15 protein-coding genes are annotated in these 16584 nt (G+C 72.7%); 2 read left to right on the top strand and 13 right to left on the bottom strand.

What is annotated here, in order from left to right; all coding sequences use genetic code 11:
• Window positions 1–134: 134 nt before the first annotated feature.
• The 13 genes from CRV15_RS04085 to CRV15_RS04030 all read right to left on the bottom strand — a co-directional run bounded on the left by CRV15_RS04085 (window position 135) and on the right by CRV15_RS04030 (window position 14195).
• Window positions 135–1043, bottom strand: coding sequence for an ABC transporter permease (locus CRV15_RS04085; protein WP_003958150.1), 909 nt, complete (start codon window positions 1041–1043; stop codon window positions 135–137).
• On the bottom strand, window positions 1030–1818 hold the full coding sequence (locus CRV15_RS04080) for an ABC transporter ATP-binding protein (protein ID WP_003962230.1): 789 nt from the start codon (window positions 1816–1818) through the stop codon (window positions 1030–1032). Before CRV15_RS04080 ends, CRV15_RS04085 begins: the two co-directional genes overlap by 14 nt.
• A gap of 126 nt (window positions 1819–1944) precedes the next feature.
• Window positions 1945–3051 carry an aliphatic sulfonate ABC transporter substrate-binding protein gene (locus CRV15_RS04075; RefSeq protein ID WP_003958152.1) on the bottom strand — a complete coding sequence of 369 codons (1107 nt, stop codon included), beginning with the start codon at window positions 3049–3051 and terminating at the stop codon, window positions 1945–1947.
• A 207-nt stretch (window positions 3052–3258) separates the two neighbouring features.
• The gene (locus CRV15_RS04070; RefSeq protein ID WP_003958154.1) at window positions 3259–4593 is read right to left on the bottom strand and encodes a sulfate adenylyltransferase subunit 1; all 1335 of its coding nucleotides are present in this window, start codon (window positions 4591–4593) and stop codon (window positions 3259–3261) included.
• Window positions 4594–4595: 2 nt separating this feature from the next.
• On the bottom strand, window positions 4596–5549 hold the full coding sequence (gene cysD / locus CRV15_RS04065; RefSeq protein ID WP_003958155.1) for a sulfate adenylyltransferase subunit CysD: 954 nt from the start codon (window positions 5547–5549) through the stop codon (window positions 4596–4598).
• A gap of 26 nt (window positions 5550–5575) precedes the next feature.
• Complete coding sequence (cysC, locus tag CRV15_RS04060) at window positions 5576–6154, bottom strand: adenylyl-sulfate kinase (RefSeq protein ID WP_003962233.1); 579 nt, start codon at window positions 6152–6154, stop codon at window positions 5576–5578.
• Entirely contained in the window at window positions 6151–6849 is a 699-nt protein-coding gene (locus tag CRV15_RS04055; protein ID WP_003958158.1) for a phosphoadenylyl-sulfate reductase, read from the bottom strand. The genes cysC and CRV15_RS04055 overlap by 4 nt, the downstream gene beginning before the upstream one ends.
• Window positions 6846–7025, bottom strand: coding sequence for a hypothetical protein (locus tag CRV15_RS04050; RefSeq protein WP_003958159.1), 180 nt, complete (start codon window positions 7023–7025; stop codon window positions 6846–6848). Before CRV15_RS04050 ends, CRV15_RS04055 begins: the two co-directional genes overlap by 4 nt.
• A gap of 169 nt (window positions 7026–7194) precedes the next feature.
• On the bottom strand, window positions 7195–8892 hold the full coding sequence (locus CRV15_RS04045) for a nitrite/sulfite reductase (protein ID WP_003958161.1): 1698 nt from the start codon (window positions 8890–8892) through the stop codon (window positions 7195–7197).
• A gap of 191 nt (window positions 8893–9083) precedes the next feature.
• A complete protein-coding gene (locus CRV15_RS37670) occupies window positions 9084–9167 on the bottom strand; it encodes a putative leader peptide (RefSeq protein WP_321167512.1) in 84 nt (27 codons plus the stop codon).
• Between the two features lie 224 nt (window positions 9168–9391).
• Window positions 9392–9973 (bottom strand): GNAT family N-acetyltransferase, encoded by a 582-nt coding sequence (locus CRV15_RS04040; protein ID WP_003962235.1) that lies wholly within the window; start codon window positions 9971–9973, stop codon window positions 9392–9394.
• A gap of 5 nt (window positions 9974–9978) precedes the next feature.
• Window positions 9979–11376 (bottom strand): GAF domain-containing protein, encoded by a 1398-nt coding sequence (locus tag CRV15_RS04035; protein WP_003962236.1) that lies wholly within the window; start codon window positions 11374–11376, stop codon window positions 9979–9981.
• 1184 nt (window positions 11377–12560) lie between these two features.
• Window positions 12561–14195, bottom strand: a complete 1635-nt coding sequence (locus tag CRV15_RS04030) for an acyl-CoA dehydrogenase family protein (RefSeq protein WP_003962237.1) — start codon at window positions 14193–14195, stop codon at window positions 12561–12563.
• 18 nt (window positions 14196–14213) lie between these two features.
• On the opposite strand from CRV15_RS04030, the gene CRV15_RS04025 reads away from it, so the two are divergent.
• Both CRV15_RS04025 and CRV15_RS04020 read left to right on the top strand, forming a co-directional pair.
• The gene (locus CRV15_RS04025) at window positions 14214–15431 is read left to right on the top strand and encodes a YihY/virulence factor BrkB family protein (RefSeq protein WP_193789241.1); all 1218 of its coding nucleotides are present in this window, start codon (window positions 14214–14216) and stop codon (window positions 15429–15431) included.
• 130 nt (window positions 15432–15561) lie between these two features.
• Entirely contained in the window at window positions 15562–16260 is a 699-nt protein-coding gene (locus CRV15_RS04020) for a helix-turn-helix domain-containing protein (RefSeq protein ID WP_003962239.1), read from the top strand.
• The last annotated feature ends 324 nt before the right edge of the window (window positions 16261–16584 follow it).

Here is a 16584-nt window from a genome sequence, read left to right as displayed (position 1 = left end):
GGTTCGTGGTCGGGACGGGGAGGAACGGAAAGGAACGGAAAGGAACGGAAAGGAGCGGCGAGAGGCCGGGCGGGTGGTGGGTCAGTGGAGCGGGGGCCCCGTGCGGGACCCCCGTTCCCGGCCTGCCGCGGTGGTCACGACGAGGCGAGCAGGCCCCGGCCGCGCAGCACCGCGCGCTCCAGCGGACTGAAGATCAGCAGATCGATGGCGATGCCGACCACCAGGATCAGCAGGATCGCCAGGAACACCCCCGGCATGTCGGAGTTGTTCCGCCCGTTCTCCAGCAACTGCCCCAGCCCCAGCCCCAGATCGGGCGAGGAGGCGATGATCTCGGCGGCCATGAGGGAGCGCCAGGAGAACGCCCAGCCCTGCTTGAGCCCCGCCACATAGCCGGGCAGCGCCGCGGGCATCACGATGTGCCAGGTTCCCCTGAGCCCGGTCGCCCCCAGGGTGCGGCCCGCCCGCAGAAAGAGCGGCGGCACCTGGTCGACGCCCGAGACCAGCCCGTTCGCGATGGACGGCACCGCGCCCAGCAGGATCACCGCGTACATCATCTGGTTGTTCAGCCCCAGCCAGATCACCGCGGGCGGCACCCAGGCCACCGACGGCAGCGACTGGAGACCGGAGAGGATCGGGCCGAGCGCCGACCGGACGAACGTCACCCGGGCGACCAGCAGCCCCAGCGGGGTCCCGATGGCGAGCGCCAGCAGGAAGCCCAGCAGACCGCGGGAGACGCTGGTCCAGACGATCTCGAACAGGGAGCCCTGGAGCCACAGGTTCTGGACGCTGTCCCAGACCGCGCCGGGCGCGGGCAGGCTGCCCTCGTCGGCGACCTCGGCCCAGACCAGGAACTGCCAGACGACGAGCACCAGCGCCACCGCCGTCAGCGGCGGCAGCACCTTCTGGACGAGTACCTGCCGCAGCGGGGCGCGCTGCGCGGGCACGGTCTCCAGCGCGTCGAGCCCGGCCTCCAGACCGGCGAGGTCGTGGTGCGACGCCTTCCCCGTTGCGACCGGGTCGTCGGTGGTCTCAGTTCTGGCCATGGCGGCGGATCTCCCCCCGGAGTTCTTCGGTGATCTCGATGGACAGTTCGGCGACGGCCGCGTCCTCGATACGGCGCGGCTGTTCGATGCCGACGGTCCACTCACGGGCGATCCGGCCCGGCCGGGAGGACAGCAGCACCACCCGCTCGGCCAGCCGTACCGCCTCGCGGACGTTGTGGGTGACGAAGAGGACGGAGAGCCGGGTCTCGCGCCAGATCCGGGTCAGCTCCTCGTGCAGGACGTCCCGGGTGATGGCGTCCAGGGCCGCGAACGGCTCGTCCATCAGCAGGAGTTGGCTGTCCTGCGCCAGCGCGCGGGCGAGCGCGACCCGCTGGCGCATACCGCCCGACAGCTCGTGCACCCGCTTGCGGTGGGCGCCGCCGAGCCGCACGAGTTCGAGCAGCCGCTCGGCCTCCGGGCGCCGCTCCGCCTTGGGCACGCCGCGCAGCCGCAGCGCCAGCTCGATGTTCTTGCCCGCCGTCAGCCAGGGGAAGAGCGCGTGCTCCTGGAACATCAGGGCGGGTCTGCCCTGGGTGGTGATGGCCCCGGAGGTGGGGGCGTCGAGCCCCGCCACCAGGTTGAGCAGGGTGGACTTGCCGCAGCCCGACGCCCCCAGCAGGGTGACGAACTCGCCCGGGGCGACATCGAGGCTGATGTCGTCGAGGACGAGCTGCCGTCCCGCCGGGGTCGCGAAGGACTTCGAGACATGCTCGATCCGGGCGGCGGGTGAGGCCGTCGTACGCTCCTCGGCCTGGTCCTTCGTGGCAGTGGCCATGGTCGTCACCTCCTGGGACGTGCTGTGGGTGCTGCGGGGCTCTCGGCGCCGCCGGACAGGGGACCGGCGAACGCCGTGCGCGGAAGAGGGAACACGGAAGACGGTGAACGGGACACGGGCGCGGGCTCAGCGGATGCCGAGACCGGCGTCGGACACCTCGGGCCTGCCCGCCGCCTTCAGCACCTTGTTGAGGATCGTCAGGTCGTAGATCCCGGCCAGTTCGGGCTGCTTCAGCAGACCGGCCTGGACCGCGTGGTCGGCCTGGGTCTTGAGCGTCGCGGCCAGCGGGTCGTCGGTGAACCGGATGGACGGCCACGCCGGGTCGATGATCTCGGCGGGCAGCGGCTTGCCGGTGAGCGCCTTCAGCCGGGCGTTCGCCGACTTCTTCGCCCGGTCCGGGTTGGCCCCGATCCAGGCGTTGGTCTCCACCGTGCCGCGCACCACGGCCTCGACCACGTCCGGGTGCTCCTTGAGGAACTTCTGCGCCACGATGAGATGGGTGATCACGAACTGCTTGCCCGGCCACAGCTCCGTCTCGTCGAGCAGGACCTTCGCCCCCTGGCTGACCAGCTTGGACGCGGTCGGCTCCGGCACCCAGGCCCCGTCGATCGAACCGGAGGAGTAGGCATCCGGGGTGATCTTGTTGTCGGTACGGACGACGAGGACATCGCCCTTGCCGCTCTGGGCGTCGGTCTTCCAGCCCTTCTCCGCGATCCAGTTGAGGAACGCGACGTCCTGGGTGTTGCCGAGCTGGGGGGTGGCGATCCGCTTGCCCCGAAGATCCTCCAGCGTCTTGATCTTCTTCGGGTTCACGACCAGCTTCACCCCGCCGGACGCGGAGCCCGCGACGATCCGCAGATTCTTCCCCTTCGACTTGGCGAAGCCGTTGATCGAGGGGGAGGGGCCGATGAAGCCGATGTCGATCGAGCCCGCGTTCAGCGCCTCGATCGCGGACGGCCCCGCGTTGAAGGTGGTGGACTTCAGCAGGGTGCCGCCCAGCTTCTTCTGGAGAATGCCCTCCTGCTCACCGACGAGGGCGGTGGCGTGGGTCAGATTGGGGAAGTAGCCGAGCCGCACGGCGTCGGCGGAGAGCTTCTTCCCGGTGGCCGCGGGGGCGGTGGAGTCGTCGTCCTTCTCGGAACCGTAGCCGCAGGAGGCGAGCGCCCCGATCAGCAGGGGCAGTACGGCGGCGGAGACGGCACCGCGGCGCAGGGTGGTACGGATGGCAGGCACGGAGGGCGTTCCTCTCGTAAACCCCGGCGGGTACGTCGCTCGGACGCGGCCGGGGAGCAGTCGGCGTGGGCGGGTTTTCGTCGCTGACGGGGGTGGTTCGTACGGGCTATCGCGCACATCGCACGACACCCCCCGAACCCGCGCCGAGGGTGCCGCTGCCCACCCGTCCGCCTTCCTTCGCGAAGGTCGCGAAGACATCGGTCGTCATCAGAAGTCCCACTCCGCGTCGTCGTCGGCCGGGGTGGTGGGCGCGGTGACGTCGGTGAACGCCTCGCCCGCCATGCCCGCCGTCAGCGTGGTGCCGTCGGCGGGGTCGATCAGCAGGAACGATCCGGTACGCCGGGACTGCGCGTACGGGTCGAGGGCCAGCGGCTCGGCGGTGCGTACGGTGACCCGGCCGATGTCGTTGGCGAGGAGCTGCCCGGGGTCCGGGTGCTGGGACAGGTCGTCCAGGGTGAGCCGGGAGGGGATCGCCTTGACGATCGCCTTCACGGTGCGGGTGGTGTGCTTGAGCAGCACCCGCTGGCCCACGGTCAGCGGCCGGTCGGCCACATGGCAGACGGTGGCCTCGATGTCCTGGCTGGTCGGCGGGGCGTCGTCGCTCGGGACGAGCAGATCCCCGCGCGAGATGTCGATGTCGTCCGCGAGCAGCAGGGTGGCCGACTGGGGCGCCCACGCGGTGTCGACGGGGCGGCCGAGCAGATCGATGCCGGTGATCGTGGACCGGCGCCCCGAGGGCAGAACGGTCACCTGCTCGCCGACCCGGAAGGTACCGGCGGCGATCTGACCGGCGTAGCCGCGGTAGTCGGGGTGCTCGGCGGTCTGCGGGCGGATCACGTACTGCACCGGGAAACGGGCGTGGCAGCCGGTCAGATCATGGCTGACGGGGACCGTTTCGAGGTGTTCGAGGACGGTGGGGCCGCCGTACCAGTCCATGTTGGCGGAGGGGTCGACGACATTGTCCCCGGCCAGCGCCGAGATCGGGATGGCCGTGATCTCCGGGACCCCCAGGGCGGAGGCGTACCCGGTGAACTCGTTCGCGATCGCCGCGAAGACGGTCTCGTCGTAGTCGACCAGGTCCATCTTGTTGACCGCGAGGACCACGTGCGGCACCCGCAGGAGCGCGGCGACGGCGGCATGGCGGCGGGTCTGCTCGACGACGCCGTTGCGCGCGTCCACCAGAACCACGGCCAGCTCGGCGGTGGAGGCCCCGGTGACCATGTTGCGGGTGTACTGCACATGCCCGGGGGTGTCGGCGAGGATGAAGCGGCGGCGGGCGGTGGCGAAGTAGCGGTACGCCACGTCGATCGTGATGCCCTGCTCCCGCTCGGCCCGCAGGCCGTCGGTGAGAAGGGCGAGGTCGGGTGCCTCCTGGCCACGGGAGCGGGAGGCGTGTTCCACCGCCTCCAACTGGTCGGTCAGGACCGATTTGGAGTCATGGAGAAGGCGTCCGACGAGGGTGGACTTTCCGTCGTCCACGGAACCGGCGGTCGCGAAACGCAGCAGGGTGGTGGCCGAGAGCTGTTCGGTCGCGGAGGTCATGGCTAGAAATACCCTTCGCGCTTGCGGTCTTCCATCGCCGCTTCGGAGAGCTTGTCGTCGGCGCGGGTGGCGCCGCGTTCGGTGAGCCGGGAGGCGGCGATCTCGGCGATCACCGCGTCGAGTGTGGTGGCGTCGGAGTCGACGGCACCGGTGCACGACATGTCGCCGACCGTGCGGTAGCGGACGGTGCGGGTCTGCACCGGCTCGGACTCCCGGGGGCCGCCCCAGTCACCGGCGGTCAGCCACATCCCGCTGCGGGAGAACACCTCGCGCTCGTGCGCGAAGTAGATCTCCGGCAGCTCGATCGACTCACGCGCGATGTACTGCCACACATCCAGCTCGGTCCAGTTGGAGAGCGGGAAGACGCGGACATGCTCGCCGGGCGCGTGGCGCCCGTTGTAGAGCTGCCACAGCTCGGGCCGCTGACGGCGCGGGTCCCACTGGGAGAACTCGTCCCGCAGGGAGAACACCCGCTCCTTGGCGCGCGCCTTCTCCTCGTCACGGCGCCCGCCGCCGAAGACCGCGTCGAAGCGGTGCTCCTGGATCGCGTCCGTCAGCGGCACCGTCTGGAGCGGATTGCGGGTGCCGTCGGGGCGCTCCCGCAGCGTGCCCGCGTCGATGTACTCCTGCACGGAGGCGATGCGCAGCCGCAGCCCGTGCCGGGCGACCGTACGGTCCCGGTACTCCAGGACCTCGGGGAAGTTGTGCCCCGTGTCCACATGCAGCAGCGAGAACGGGATCGCGGCGGGCGCGAACGCCTTGAGCGCGAGATGCAGCATGACGATGGAGTCCTTGCCGCCGGAGAAGAGGATCACCGGCCGCTCGAACTCGCCCGCCACCTCGCGGAAGATGTGCACCGCCTCCGATTCGAGCGCGTCCAGGTGCGAGAGCGCGAACGGGGAGTCCGCCTCCGGCTGCTGGGCCCCCGCTCCCGCCGCGCCCTGGCCTCCCGCCACGGCCGTGGTGCTGTGCCGGTCCTCGCTCACAGAACGCCCCTCTCGGCGAGGAGCGCGTACAGCGCCCCGGCGGACTCCTCGACACTCTGGTCCTGGGACTCGATCCGCAGATCCGGCGAGACGGGCGCCTCATACGGGTCGTCCACCCCGGTCAGCCCGCTGATCTCACCGGCGGCCTGCCGGGCGTAGAGCCCCTTCACATCCCGCTCGGAGCACACCTCGACCGGGGTCGCCACATGCACCTCGACATACGGGGTGCCCTCGGCGGCGTGCCGCTCGCGCACGGACTCCCGGCTGTCGGCGTACGGAGCGATCACCGGGACGAGGACGAGGACCCCGTGGGACGCCAGCAGCTCGGCCACAAAACCGATCCGCTGGACATTGGTGTCCCGGTCCCGGCGGTCGAAGCCGAGCCCCGCGGAGAGGAATTCCCGGATCTCGTCGCCGTCCAGCACCTCGGTCCTGCGGCCCTCGGCCGCCAGCCGCTCCGCCAGCGCCCGGGCGATCGTCGTCTTCCCTGCGCTCGGCAGTCCGGTGAGCCAGATGGTGGCACCGGTCACGTGGGTCTCCCGCTCCTTCGCGCGCTCGCGCGCCTGTGTGGTCATCCGTGCAGTCCGCATTCCGTCTTGCCGCGCCCGGCCCAGCGCCCGGCCCGCGCGTCCTCGCCCGCCAGCACCTGACGGGTGCAGGGGGCGCAGCCCACGGAGGTGTAGCCGTCCATGAGCAGGGGATTGGTGAGGACGCCGTGCTCGGCGACATAGGCGTCCACGTCGTCCTGGGTCCAGCGCGCGATGGGGGAGACCTTCACCTTGCCCCGGCGCTCGTCCCAGCCGACGACCGGGGTGTTCGCCCGGGTCGGGGACTCGTCCCTGCGCAGCCCGGTCGCCCAGGCGTCATAGCCGGTGAGCCCCTCCTCCAGCGGCTTGACCTTGCGCAGCGCGCAGCACAGGTCGGGGTCCCGGTCGTGGAGCCGCGGCCCGTGCTCGGCGTCCTGCTCGGCGACGGACCGACGGGGGGTCAGTGTGATCACCCGGACGTCCATCACGGCCTCGACCGCGTCCCGGGTGCCGATGGTCTCGGGGAAGTGGTAGCCCGTGTCGAGGAAGACGACATCGACGCCCGGGAAGGCCCGGGAGGCGAGATGGGCGACCACCGCGTCCTCCATGGAGGAGGTGACACAGAACCGGGGGCCGAAGGTCTTCGCGGCCCACGAGAGGATCTCCAGGGCGGGGGCGTCCTCCAGCTCCCGCCCGGCGCGCTCGGCGAGAGCGCGGTGCTGCTCGGGCGACACGACCGTCATATCCCCTCCTCCGTGACCTCGGCGCGGGCGACCCCCCGGGCCAGCAGCCCGAGGAACTTCAGCCGGAACGCCCGATTGCAGGCGGCGCACTCCCAGGCGCCGTGGCCCTCCTCACTGGGGCGCAGATCCTCGTCGCCGCAGTAGGGGCAGTAGAACGGGGCGGCTCGCTCACTCATGGCCGCGCCACCTCTGCTCCATACGCCTCGCCGCCCACGGCCTTCGTCGTCCGCGGCGCGGTGGCCGTGTGTGCGGCGCTCGCGGTCGCTCTGTTCGCTTCTCCGGCCACGCGGCGCGGAGGTGCGGCTTCCGTCGTTGTCCGCGGCTTGCTGGCCGCGTGTGCGACGCTCACGAGAGCGCCTCCTCGGAGGCGCGCGCCGCCCACACCGCGAAACGCTCGCCGTCCTCGCGCTCGGCCTCGAAGCGGCGCACCACCCGCTCGACATAGTCGGGCAGTTCGTCGGAGGTGACCTTCAGACCGCGCACCTTGCGGCCGAAGCCCGGCTCCAGACCGAGCGCGCCGCCCAGATGGACCTGGTAGCCCTCGACCTGCCGGCCCTCGTCGTCCAGGACGAGCTGCCCCTTGAGACCGATGTCCGCCACCTGGATACGGGCGCAGGCGTTGGGGCAGCCGTTGATGTTGATGGTGAGCGGTTCGTCGAAGTCCGGGAGACGGCGCTCCAGCTCGTCGATGAGCGAGGCCCCCCGGCCCTTGGTCTCGACGATCGCCAGCTTGCAGAACTCGATACCGGTGCAGGCCATCGTGCCGCGCCGGAAGGGGGAGGGGGTGACCCGCAGATCCAGCGCCTCAAGCCCGGCGACCAGCGGCTCGACCTGGGACTCCTCGATGTCGAGAACGAGCATCTTCTGCTCGGCCGTGGTGCGCAGACGGCCCGAGCCATGGGCCTCGGCCAGCTCCGCGATCTTGCTGAGCGTGGCTCCGTCGACCCGTCCGACGCGCGGGGCGAAGCCGACGTAGTAGCGGCCGTCCCGCTGCCGGTGCACCCCGACATGGTCGCGCCAGCGCTGGACGGGCTGCTCGGGCGCGGGCCCGTCGGCCAGCTTCCGCAGCAGGTACTGCTCTTCGAGCACCTGGCGGAACTTCTCCGCCCCCCAGTCGGCGACGAGGAACTTGAGCCGGGCGCGGTTGCGCAGCCGCCGGTAGCCGTAGTCGCGGAAGACCGAGATGACACCCTCGTAGACATCGGGGACGTCCTCCAGCGCGACCCAGGCCCCCAGCCGCACCCCGATCTTGGGGTTGGTGGAGAGCCCGCCGCCGACCCAGACATCGAAGCCCGGCCCGTGCTCGGGGTGGTTCACCCCGACGAAGGCGATGTCGTTGATCTCGTGCGCCACATCGAGCAGCGGCGAGCCGGAGATTGCGGACTTGAACTTGCGGGGCAGGTTGGAGAAGTCCTTGTTGCCGACGATCCGGCGGTAGATCTCGTCGATCGCGGGGGTGCCGTCGATGATCTCGTCCTCGGCGATGCCCGCGACGGGGGAGCCGAGGATCACCCGGGGCGTGTCGCCGCACGCCTCGGTGGTGGAGAGTCCCACGGCCTCCAGCCGCCGCCAGATCTCGGGGACGTCCTCGATACGAATCCAGTGGTACTGGACGTTCTGCCGGTCGGTGATGTCGGCGGTGCCGCGCGCGAACTCCTGGGAGATCTCACCGATCACCCGGAGCTGCTGGGTCGTCAGCCGGCCGCCGTCGATCCGGACCCGGAGCATGAAGTACTCGTCGTCCAGCTCCTCCGGCTCCAGGATCGCGGTCTTGCCGCCGTCGATCCCGGGCTTGCGCTGGGTGTACAGACCCCACCAGCGCATGCGTCCGCGCAGATCGGCTCCGTCGATGGAGTCGAAGCCGCGCTTGGCGTAGATCGTCTCAATACGTGTCCGTACATTGAGACCGTCGTCGTCCTTCTTGGTCTGCTCGTTGGCGTTGAGGGGCGTCATATGGCCAACGGCCCACTGTCCCTCGCCGCGGTGTCGTCCGGTTCTGCGGCGGGACGCGGCGGGGGCGGGCTTGTCGGGGGTGGCGGCCATGGTGATGTGTCCTTCGAGACGGGCAGGAGGGCGGCTCTGAGCTGCGCACACGTGGAAAGAGCGCGACGGTGCGCCGGGCAGGTGTCCAAATGGACGCGAAACGGCTCGTACGGGAACGCAGTTGGGCGACGCTGCGGAGAACTGCGGAAGAGCGGGAGCCGGGAGGCTGAGGGCGCGGCGGTGCTGAGCTGTCAGCAGGCGGGACAGATGGCGCTGGACACGCGGACGAGATCGACGTGCCGCCGACTCACCAAGGCAATTCCAGCTTCAGACATGACGGAAGCCTGTCATGGGGATCGGACACCAGTCCACCGTTATCCATATCTCGGACAGTGTTGGCTCGCATCGTGAGATGGTGATGGGGAGGTCCCACGGTCCGACCGGCCGCCCGTGCCGCTCTGACCGGCGGCTCGACAGCCGAACGGGCCGGAATCCGGCGGCCGGGTGCGAGGAAGGCCGGGGCGGGAACGCGCCGCCGCCCCGGCCTTTGTACCGTCGATTACCGGCCAGGGGCCGCCGGGTGCGCGCCGCGCCAGGGGCCGGGGGTCTCCCGGACCGGCTCATCGGCCACCGAGGTGTCGAAGAGGGCGAAGCCGCGCCGCTCGTAGTTGGCCATCGCGTGCGGACCGTCGAGCGAGCAGGTGTGCACCCACACCCGCTTGGTGGACGGCAGATCGGGCCACCGCTCGGCGAGGTCCCAGGCCCTGGCCGTCGCGTACGAGAGCAGATGGCCGCCGATCCGGCGACCGCGGAAGGCGGGCATGAGCCCGAAGTAGACGATCTCCACCACGCCCTCGTCCTGCGCCTGGAGCTCCGCGTACCCCGCCGGGGTCCCGCGGTCGTACGCCACCCAGGTCTCGGTGCCCGGCCGGCCCAGCGTCTCCTCCCACTGCGCGTAGGTCATCCCCAGCCGGTCCGTCCAGCGGACATCCCCGCCGACCGCGCGATACAGGAAACGGCTGAACTCCGGCGAAGGCACCTCGGAGCGGACGATCCGGATATCGCCCTCGGGCACGGCGGCGGGCCGCAGATCGGCGGGGGACGTCTGCTCCAGGGACCACGTGGTCACAGCGATGCTCATACAGGTCAGGGAAGCACGCCCGGCTGCTCGCCCCCAAGCCGGGCCGGTGCCGGGGGCACCTCAGGGCCCGTCTCCACGGCGGCCCGCACTCCCCGGCACCCCCCGGCCGCCTCGGACCCGGTCTCCACCGCGCCCGGGCACACCCCGGGCCCGGCAGCCGTCGGAGCCCCCGGGAAGGCACCCGGCGCCGGAGGGATCACCTCCACCTCCACCCCGTCCGCGAACCGGTACGGGCGGCTCGCCAGCACCGGCGCCAGATGCCGCCGCAGCCGGGAGAACTCCGCCCGGACCGTCACCGTACGGCTCGGGTCGGCGAAGAGATCCGCCGCCAGCTCGGCCGCGCTCCGGCCCCCCGGATGCCGGGCCAGCGCGCACAACAGCTCGGCATGGCGGGGGCTCGGCTCGTACGTCCAGCTCCCCTCCTCCCCGCGCACCGTCACCGAGGGCCGGTGCGCCCGGCTGAGGTCCAGCAGCACCCGGGGGGCGCACCCCCCGGGGTCCGCCGCCTCCTCCGGCCGCAGCAGCCAGCCCCCGGGCAGCGGCTCCATCGCGCACATGCCGAGCGCGGGCAGCCACACCCGGCCGTCCGGAGGCGGCTTCGGCAGGGCCAGCCGGTCCGGCGGCGGCATCCCGATCACCGCCGCCGTCCAGCCGTCGCCGTCCACCGCGAGCGCCCGGCCGCCCATCCGCCCCAGCAGCGGCGCCGCGCTGGACCGCAGCCGCTCCAGCGCGGCGAAATGGTGCCGGCGCAGCTCCGCCTCGGCCAGCCGGGCCACCGACGTGACCAGCGCCAGCATCGTCGGATGCACGGTGGCCAGCGGCCCGCTGACATTGACCACCCCCAGCGGGCGGCCGTCCCGGGGATCGACCACCGGCGCGCCCGCGCAGGTCCAGGTGCGATGGGCGGCCAGGAAGTGCTCGGTCGCGTGCACATGGATCGGCCGCCCGGTGATCAGCGCGGTGCCCACCCCATTGGTGCCGATCCACTCCTCGTTGAGGTCCGCGCCCGGGACGAAGCCATGGGCGTCGGCCTTGCGCCGGACGGTCGCCTCACCCTCGCGCCACAGCATCCGGCCCTCGGCGTCCGCGACCACCATGATCAGTCGTGCGGCGTCGGACGCCGACACCAGACCCGCCCGCAGGACATCCAGCACCTCCCCCAGCGGCGAGTCCTGCCGCCGCCGCTCCAACTCGTCCCGCGACAGCAGCCCCGCCCGCGGCTCACGGCCCGGGTCCAGACCGTGGCGCAGCAGCCGCCGCCAGGACTCCGCGATCTCCGCCCGCGGACCGGCGGCCGGCCGCCCGTCGCCCGGCGGCTGCGCCCCCACCCGCGTCAGCAGACGGTCGGTCTCCGCCGGGTCCAGGGGGACGGCGTCCGGCGGATCGAGGGGTGTGGTCGGCACGCGGGGTTCCTCCTGCGCGGTCGTGCGGCACCAGGGCACCGGGGGCAACCCGACCGGCCCCCGCCGGTCGCTGCAACCCCCTGCAACCCTCGCGCGGGGTCTGCTTCCGTACGAGAGTGAACAGCGCGAGGGGTGGTGCCGTGTCGGCGCGGCACCACCCCTGGCCCTGACCGCCGCACCGGCGACGCGGGCCCGCCCCGTCCGCCACGATCATGCCTCTTTTTTTGTGGCTCGGTTCGCCTCCGGGGTGCTGAAGCGTGCGCCGACGGTCGACCGTGCTCGGCCGCTCGTTCCTCACGGCCTGCGCGCGCTCTCCACTTTCGGCACCCGCGGCACCCCTTCGGCTCACTCGCCCCGGGGTGGAGGCAACGCCCGGCCCAGGAGGCGGCCAGGCGTCCTCCACTTCCGGCACCCGCGGCACCCCTTCGGCTCACCCGCCGCGGGGTCGAGGCAAACGCCCGGCCCAAGGGGCGGGGGCACGCTCTTCGCTTTCGGCGGCCACGCGCCCCGATGGCCCACTCGCCCCGGGGCGAGGGCAATCACCCGGTCCAACAGACGGGCGGGCGCTCTCCGCTTTCGGCACCTGCGGCACCCCTTCGGCTCACCCGCCGCAAGGTCGAGGCAATCGCCCGGCCCAAGGGCCGGGGGCGCTCTCCGCCCCCGGCAGCCACGCGTCCCCACGGCTCACTCCCCCCGGGGCGGGGCAAAGGGTCGTCTCAGGGGTCTGCGCGTGCTCTTCGCTCTCGGCGCCTGCGGCACCCCTGCGGCTCACTCGCCGCAGGGCCAAGGCGGACGTCCAGCCCAACAGACGGGCGTGTGCTCTCCGCTTTCGGCGGCCACGCGCCCCGATGGCCCACTCGCCGCAGGGCCGGCGCCAACGCCCGCACAGGGACGGGGCAGGGGCAGAGGGCGAGAGTCCACTCGTCCTGGGGGAACCGCCCCGGGACGGAGGCGATCGCCCGGCCCGGGGGCGGGTATGGGCTCGCTCGGCCCGGGGCGGAGGCAGTCCGTCCACGCGGGGATCGGGGTGCGGGAGGACGTCCACGCAGGGGCGGGGTACCCCCTTCGGCCCGGGAGGGGCCGGGCGGTCGTCCACTCGCCCCAGGGGCCCGGGTGGCACCCCTTCGGCCCGCTCGCCCCACGGCCGGAGCACGCCCGGCCCCGGGGCGTCGTCCGGGTGCCGCTCAGTGCACGGGCCGGGCCCGTTCCACCACCGCTCGGAGGGCCAGGGTGTGCGGCAGGGTGCCGAAGGCGGCGCCCCGGTCGCCGCCCAGCCGGGAGGCGCAGAACGCGTCCGCGACCTCCGGCGGGGCGTACCGGACGAGCAGGGAGCCCTGGAGCACCAGCGCCATCCGCTCCACCAGCCGCCGTGCCCGTGCCTCGATCCCGTCCAGGTCGGCCAGCTCCGTCAGCAGCCCCTTGATGGCGCCGTCCAGCCGGTGGTCGGCGCCCCGTGCCAGCCCCACCTCCTGGAGGAACGCGTTCAGCGCCGCGGGCTCCCGCTGGAGCGCCCGCAGCACGTCGAGGGCCTGGACATTGCCCGAGCCCTCCCAGATCGAGTTGAGCGGCGCCTCGCGCAGCAGCCGGGGCATGCCCGACTCCTCGACATAGCCGTTGCCGCCCAGGCACTCCAGCGCCTCGGCCGCGGTCGGGGCGCACCGCTTGGTCACCCAGTACTTGGCGGCGGGCACCGCGATCCGGGCGAACGCCCGCTCGGCCTCCGTCCCGGCGTCGTACGCGGCGGCCAGCCGGATACCGAGGGCGGTCGCCGCCTCCGACTCCAGCGCCAGATCCGCCAGGACGTTGCGCATCAGCGGCTTGTCGATCAGGAGCCCGCCGAAGGCGCCGCGGTGGGCGGTGTGGTGGATCGCCCGCGCGACCGCCTGCCGCATCAGCGCGGCGGAGCCGATCACACAGTCCAGCCGGGTCGCCGCCACCATCTCGATGATGGTCCGCACCCCCCGGCCCTCCTCGCCGACCCGGCGGGCCCAGGTGCCCTCGAACTCCACCTCGGCGGAGGCGTTGGAGCGGTTGCCCAGCTTGTCCTTGAGCCGCTGGAGCCGGAAGACGTTCCGGCCGCCGTCGGGGAGCACCCGGGGCACCAGGAAACAGGTCAGCCCGCCGGGGGCCTGGGCGAGCACCAGGAAGCCGTCGGACATGGGCGCCGAGCAGAACCACTTGTGCCCCGTGAGGACGTACTCCCCGGCCGCCGCCAGCGGGGTCGCGGCCGTGGTGTTGGCCCGTACATCGCTGCCGCCCTGCTTCTCGGTCATGCCCATGCCGAAGAGATTGCCCGGCTTCGACGCGGGGACGGCGAGGGTGCCGTCGTACGTGTGCGCGGTCAGCCGGGGCTCCCACTCGGCCGCCAGCTCCGGGTCCGTCCGCAGCGCCGGTACGGCGGCGTGGGTCATCGACAGCGGACAGCCGTGCCCGGCCTCCGCCTGGGTCCACACCAGGAACCCGGCGGCCCGCCGGACATGCCCGGACGGCCTGCCCCAGGCGTCGGTCAGCCCGGCCCGGACCGCGTGGCCGAGCAGCCGGTGCCACGCCGGGTGGAACTCGACCTCGTCGATCCGGTTGCCGTACCGGTCGTGCGTCCGCAGCCGCGGGGGGTACTCGTTCGCGAGCGCGCCCCACTCCTGCGCCTCGGCGGAACCGGCCGTCCGGCCCAGGGCCGACAGCTCCGCCGCGGCGACCGCGGCCGACTCCGCCGGAACATGCCGCTCCACGGCCTCGGCCAGAGCCCGGTCGGCGGTGAAGACGTCGTATCCCACCAGGGGCGGAGCCTGGTTGGTCACTGTGTGAGTGCTTGCTGCCATGCCCGATACGGTATGGAGGTGCAGGCAGCAAATGAAACACCTGAGCGGCCATCGGGCCGACTCCACCGGGCCAGGGTCCTCTACCGGAACGTCTCCAAACGGAAGATGACCTGGTTGCTGCTCAAGGACACGGTCAACTCGTGCATCGAGTACCGCATCCTGGGGCTGGCGGCCGAGGCGGCGTTCTTCACCCTGCTGTCCCTGCCGCCTCTGATGCTCGGTCTGCTCGGGCTCCTCGGCTACATAGACGACTGGACCAACACCACCACCGTCGCCTCCATCGAGCAGAACATCCTCAACGCGGCCGGTACGGTGCTCTCCGAACGCGGCGTCAACGACGTCGCCCGCCCGCTGCTGGAGGACGTCACCCATGGCGGACGGCCGGATCTGATCTCCATCGGCTTCGCCATCGCCCTCTGGTCGGGCTCGCGCGCGGTGAACGTCTTCATCGACACCATCACCGTCATGTACGGGCTCGACGGGCGGCGGGGGATCGTGGCCACCCGGCTGCTGGCCTTTCTGCTCTATCTGATCGCCCTGGTGATCGGGGCGGTGGTGCTGCCGCTCGCGGTGGTCGGGCCCGACCGGGTGGTGGAGTGGGTCCCCTGGGGCACGACGCTGGTCACGGTCCTGTACTGGCCGGTGGTGATCCTGCTCTCGGTCGCCTTCCTGACCACGCTCTACCACGTCTCCGTGCCGGTGCGCTCCCCGTGGATCGAGGACGTGCCCGGGGCGCTGGTGGCGCTCGGGATGTGGGTCCTCGGCAGCTTCCTGCTGCGGATCTACCTCGTCAGCACCGTGGAGGGGCCCACCATCTACGGCTCCCTGGCGGCACCGATCGCGGTGCTGCTGTGGATCGGGATCTCGGCCTTCGCGATCCTCGTCGGAGCGGCCGTGAACGCGGCGATCGACCGCGTCTGGCCCTCCGTGGCCACCGCGGCGGCCCGTGCCGAGGGGGATCGCCGCAGGGCCGCCGAGGCGGCGGAGGTGCTGGCGCGGGCGCGCGCCGCGCGGATCTTCGAGGAGATGGAGGGCAGTCCGGACGAGGAAGGGGACGACTGGGACGAGGACGACAGCGTGGGCGGGGACGGGGAGATGCCGTCCGAGTTCCCGGAGCGCTGGTCCCGCTTCCTGCCGCCGGAGGACATCAGGTCCCGCCTCCACACCCACCGGGCCCACCACCCGAAGACCCCGCCCAACGGCCACCAGGGCCCGCCGGGCCCGCCGGGGGACTGACCCCGTTCCGCCCCCGTGCGCTTCCGCCGCCGGGGGCGGTGGTGTGTACGGCCGAACGGGTGGTCCTCGGCGGAATCACCCGACCGGCCCCCGCGCGGGCGCGGGCGCGCCACCCGGATAGCCTCACCGCGTGTACAGGGAACGGGTGTCGCGGCTGCCGGGGGCGGTGGTCTGGGAAGTGGTCCGGAGCGACGGCGGTCCGGTGCTGCCCGACGGGTGCGTGGACATCCTCTGGACCCCCGGTGAGCTGCTGGTCGCCGGGCCGGACACGCGGGCGCAGCACGGGGACGGGCGACCGCCCGGCATCCGCTGGGCGGGGGTGCGGTTCGCGCCCGGGACCGCGCCCGCCGTGCTCGGCGTCCCGGCCCACGAGCTGCGGGACCGGCGGGTGCCCTGGGCGGCCCTTTGGGGGGACGCGGCGGCCCGCGCCCTCGTCGCCCGGCTCGACGCCGCCTTCGACCCCGTCGCCGAGCTGGAACGGATCGCCCTGCGCGCGGCGGCCGACGCGCCGCGTCCGCCCGACCCGCTGACGGCCGAGGTGGTACGGGCCCTCGCGGCGGGCTCCACCGTCGCCGCCGTCGCCGAGAGCACCGGACTCGGCGCCCGACGCCTGCACCGCCGCTCACTGCACGCCTTCGGCTACGGGCCCAAGACCCTGGCCCGTGTCCTGCGCCTCCAACGGGCCCTCACCCTGATCCACCGGGGCGCCCCGTACGCCACCGCCGCGGCCACGGCGGGCTGTGCCGACCAGGCCCATCTCGCCCGGGAGATGCGGGCGCTCGGCGGCATGACCCTCTCGGAGTGGTCCCGCCACCGCGGCCTTGCCTGACCCGTGAACGGGGCCCGGCCGGGGGCACTTTGCCCGCGCGCCCCGGGTGCGGGGCACTTCTCTCGCGTTCCGCCGGGGGTGACTTCCAGATGTGCCCCGGGCGGGGGTTCGCCGGGCGCTTGAGCGAGGGCCGGGGCACCTTCCGCTCGCGGGGGAGTGCCGACGGGCGAGTGCGAGTGCGAGTGCCTGTGTGCCGGGGCCCTCCCTCGCGTGGGGGCGATTCTCCGCACCCCCTGGGCGCGGGAGGCGGCATCCTCCGCACGCCGCTGGGTGTGTGGTGCCGGTATCCGCTGTGCCCCGGGCGGGGAGGGAGTCCGTGCGCGG

The organism is Streptomyces clavuligerus, assembly GCF_005519465.1.
Taxonomy (GTDB): Bacteria; Actinomycetota; Actinomycetes; order Streptomycetales; family Streptomycetaceae; genus Streptomyces; species Streptomyces clavuligerus.
The sequence above is the reverse complement of the archived record's forward strand: the minus strand, read 5'-3'. Positions and strand labels throughout refer to the sequence as shown.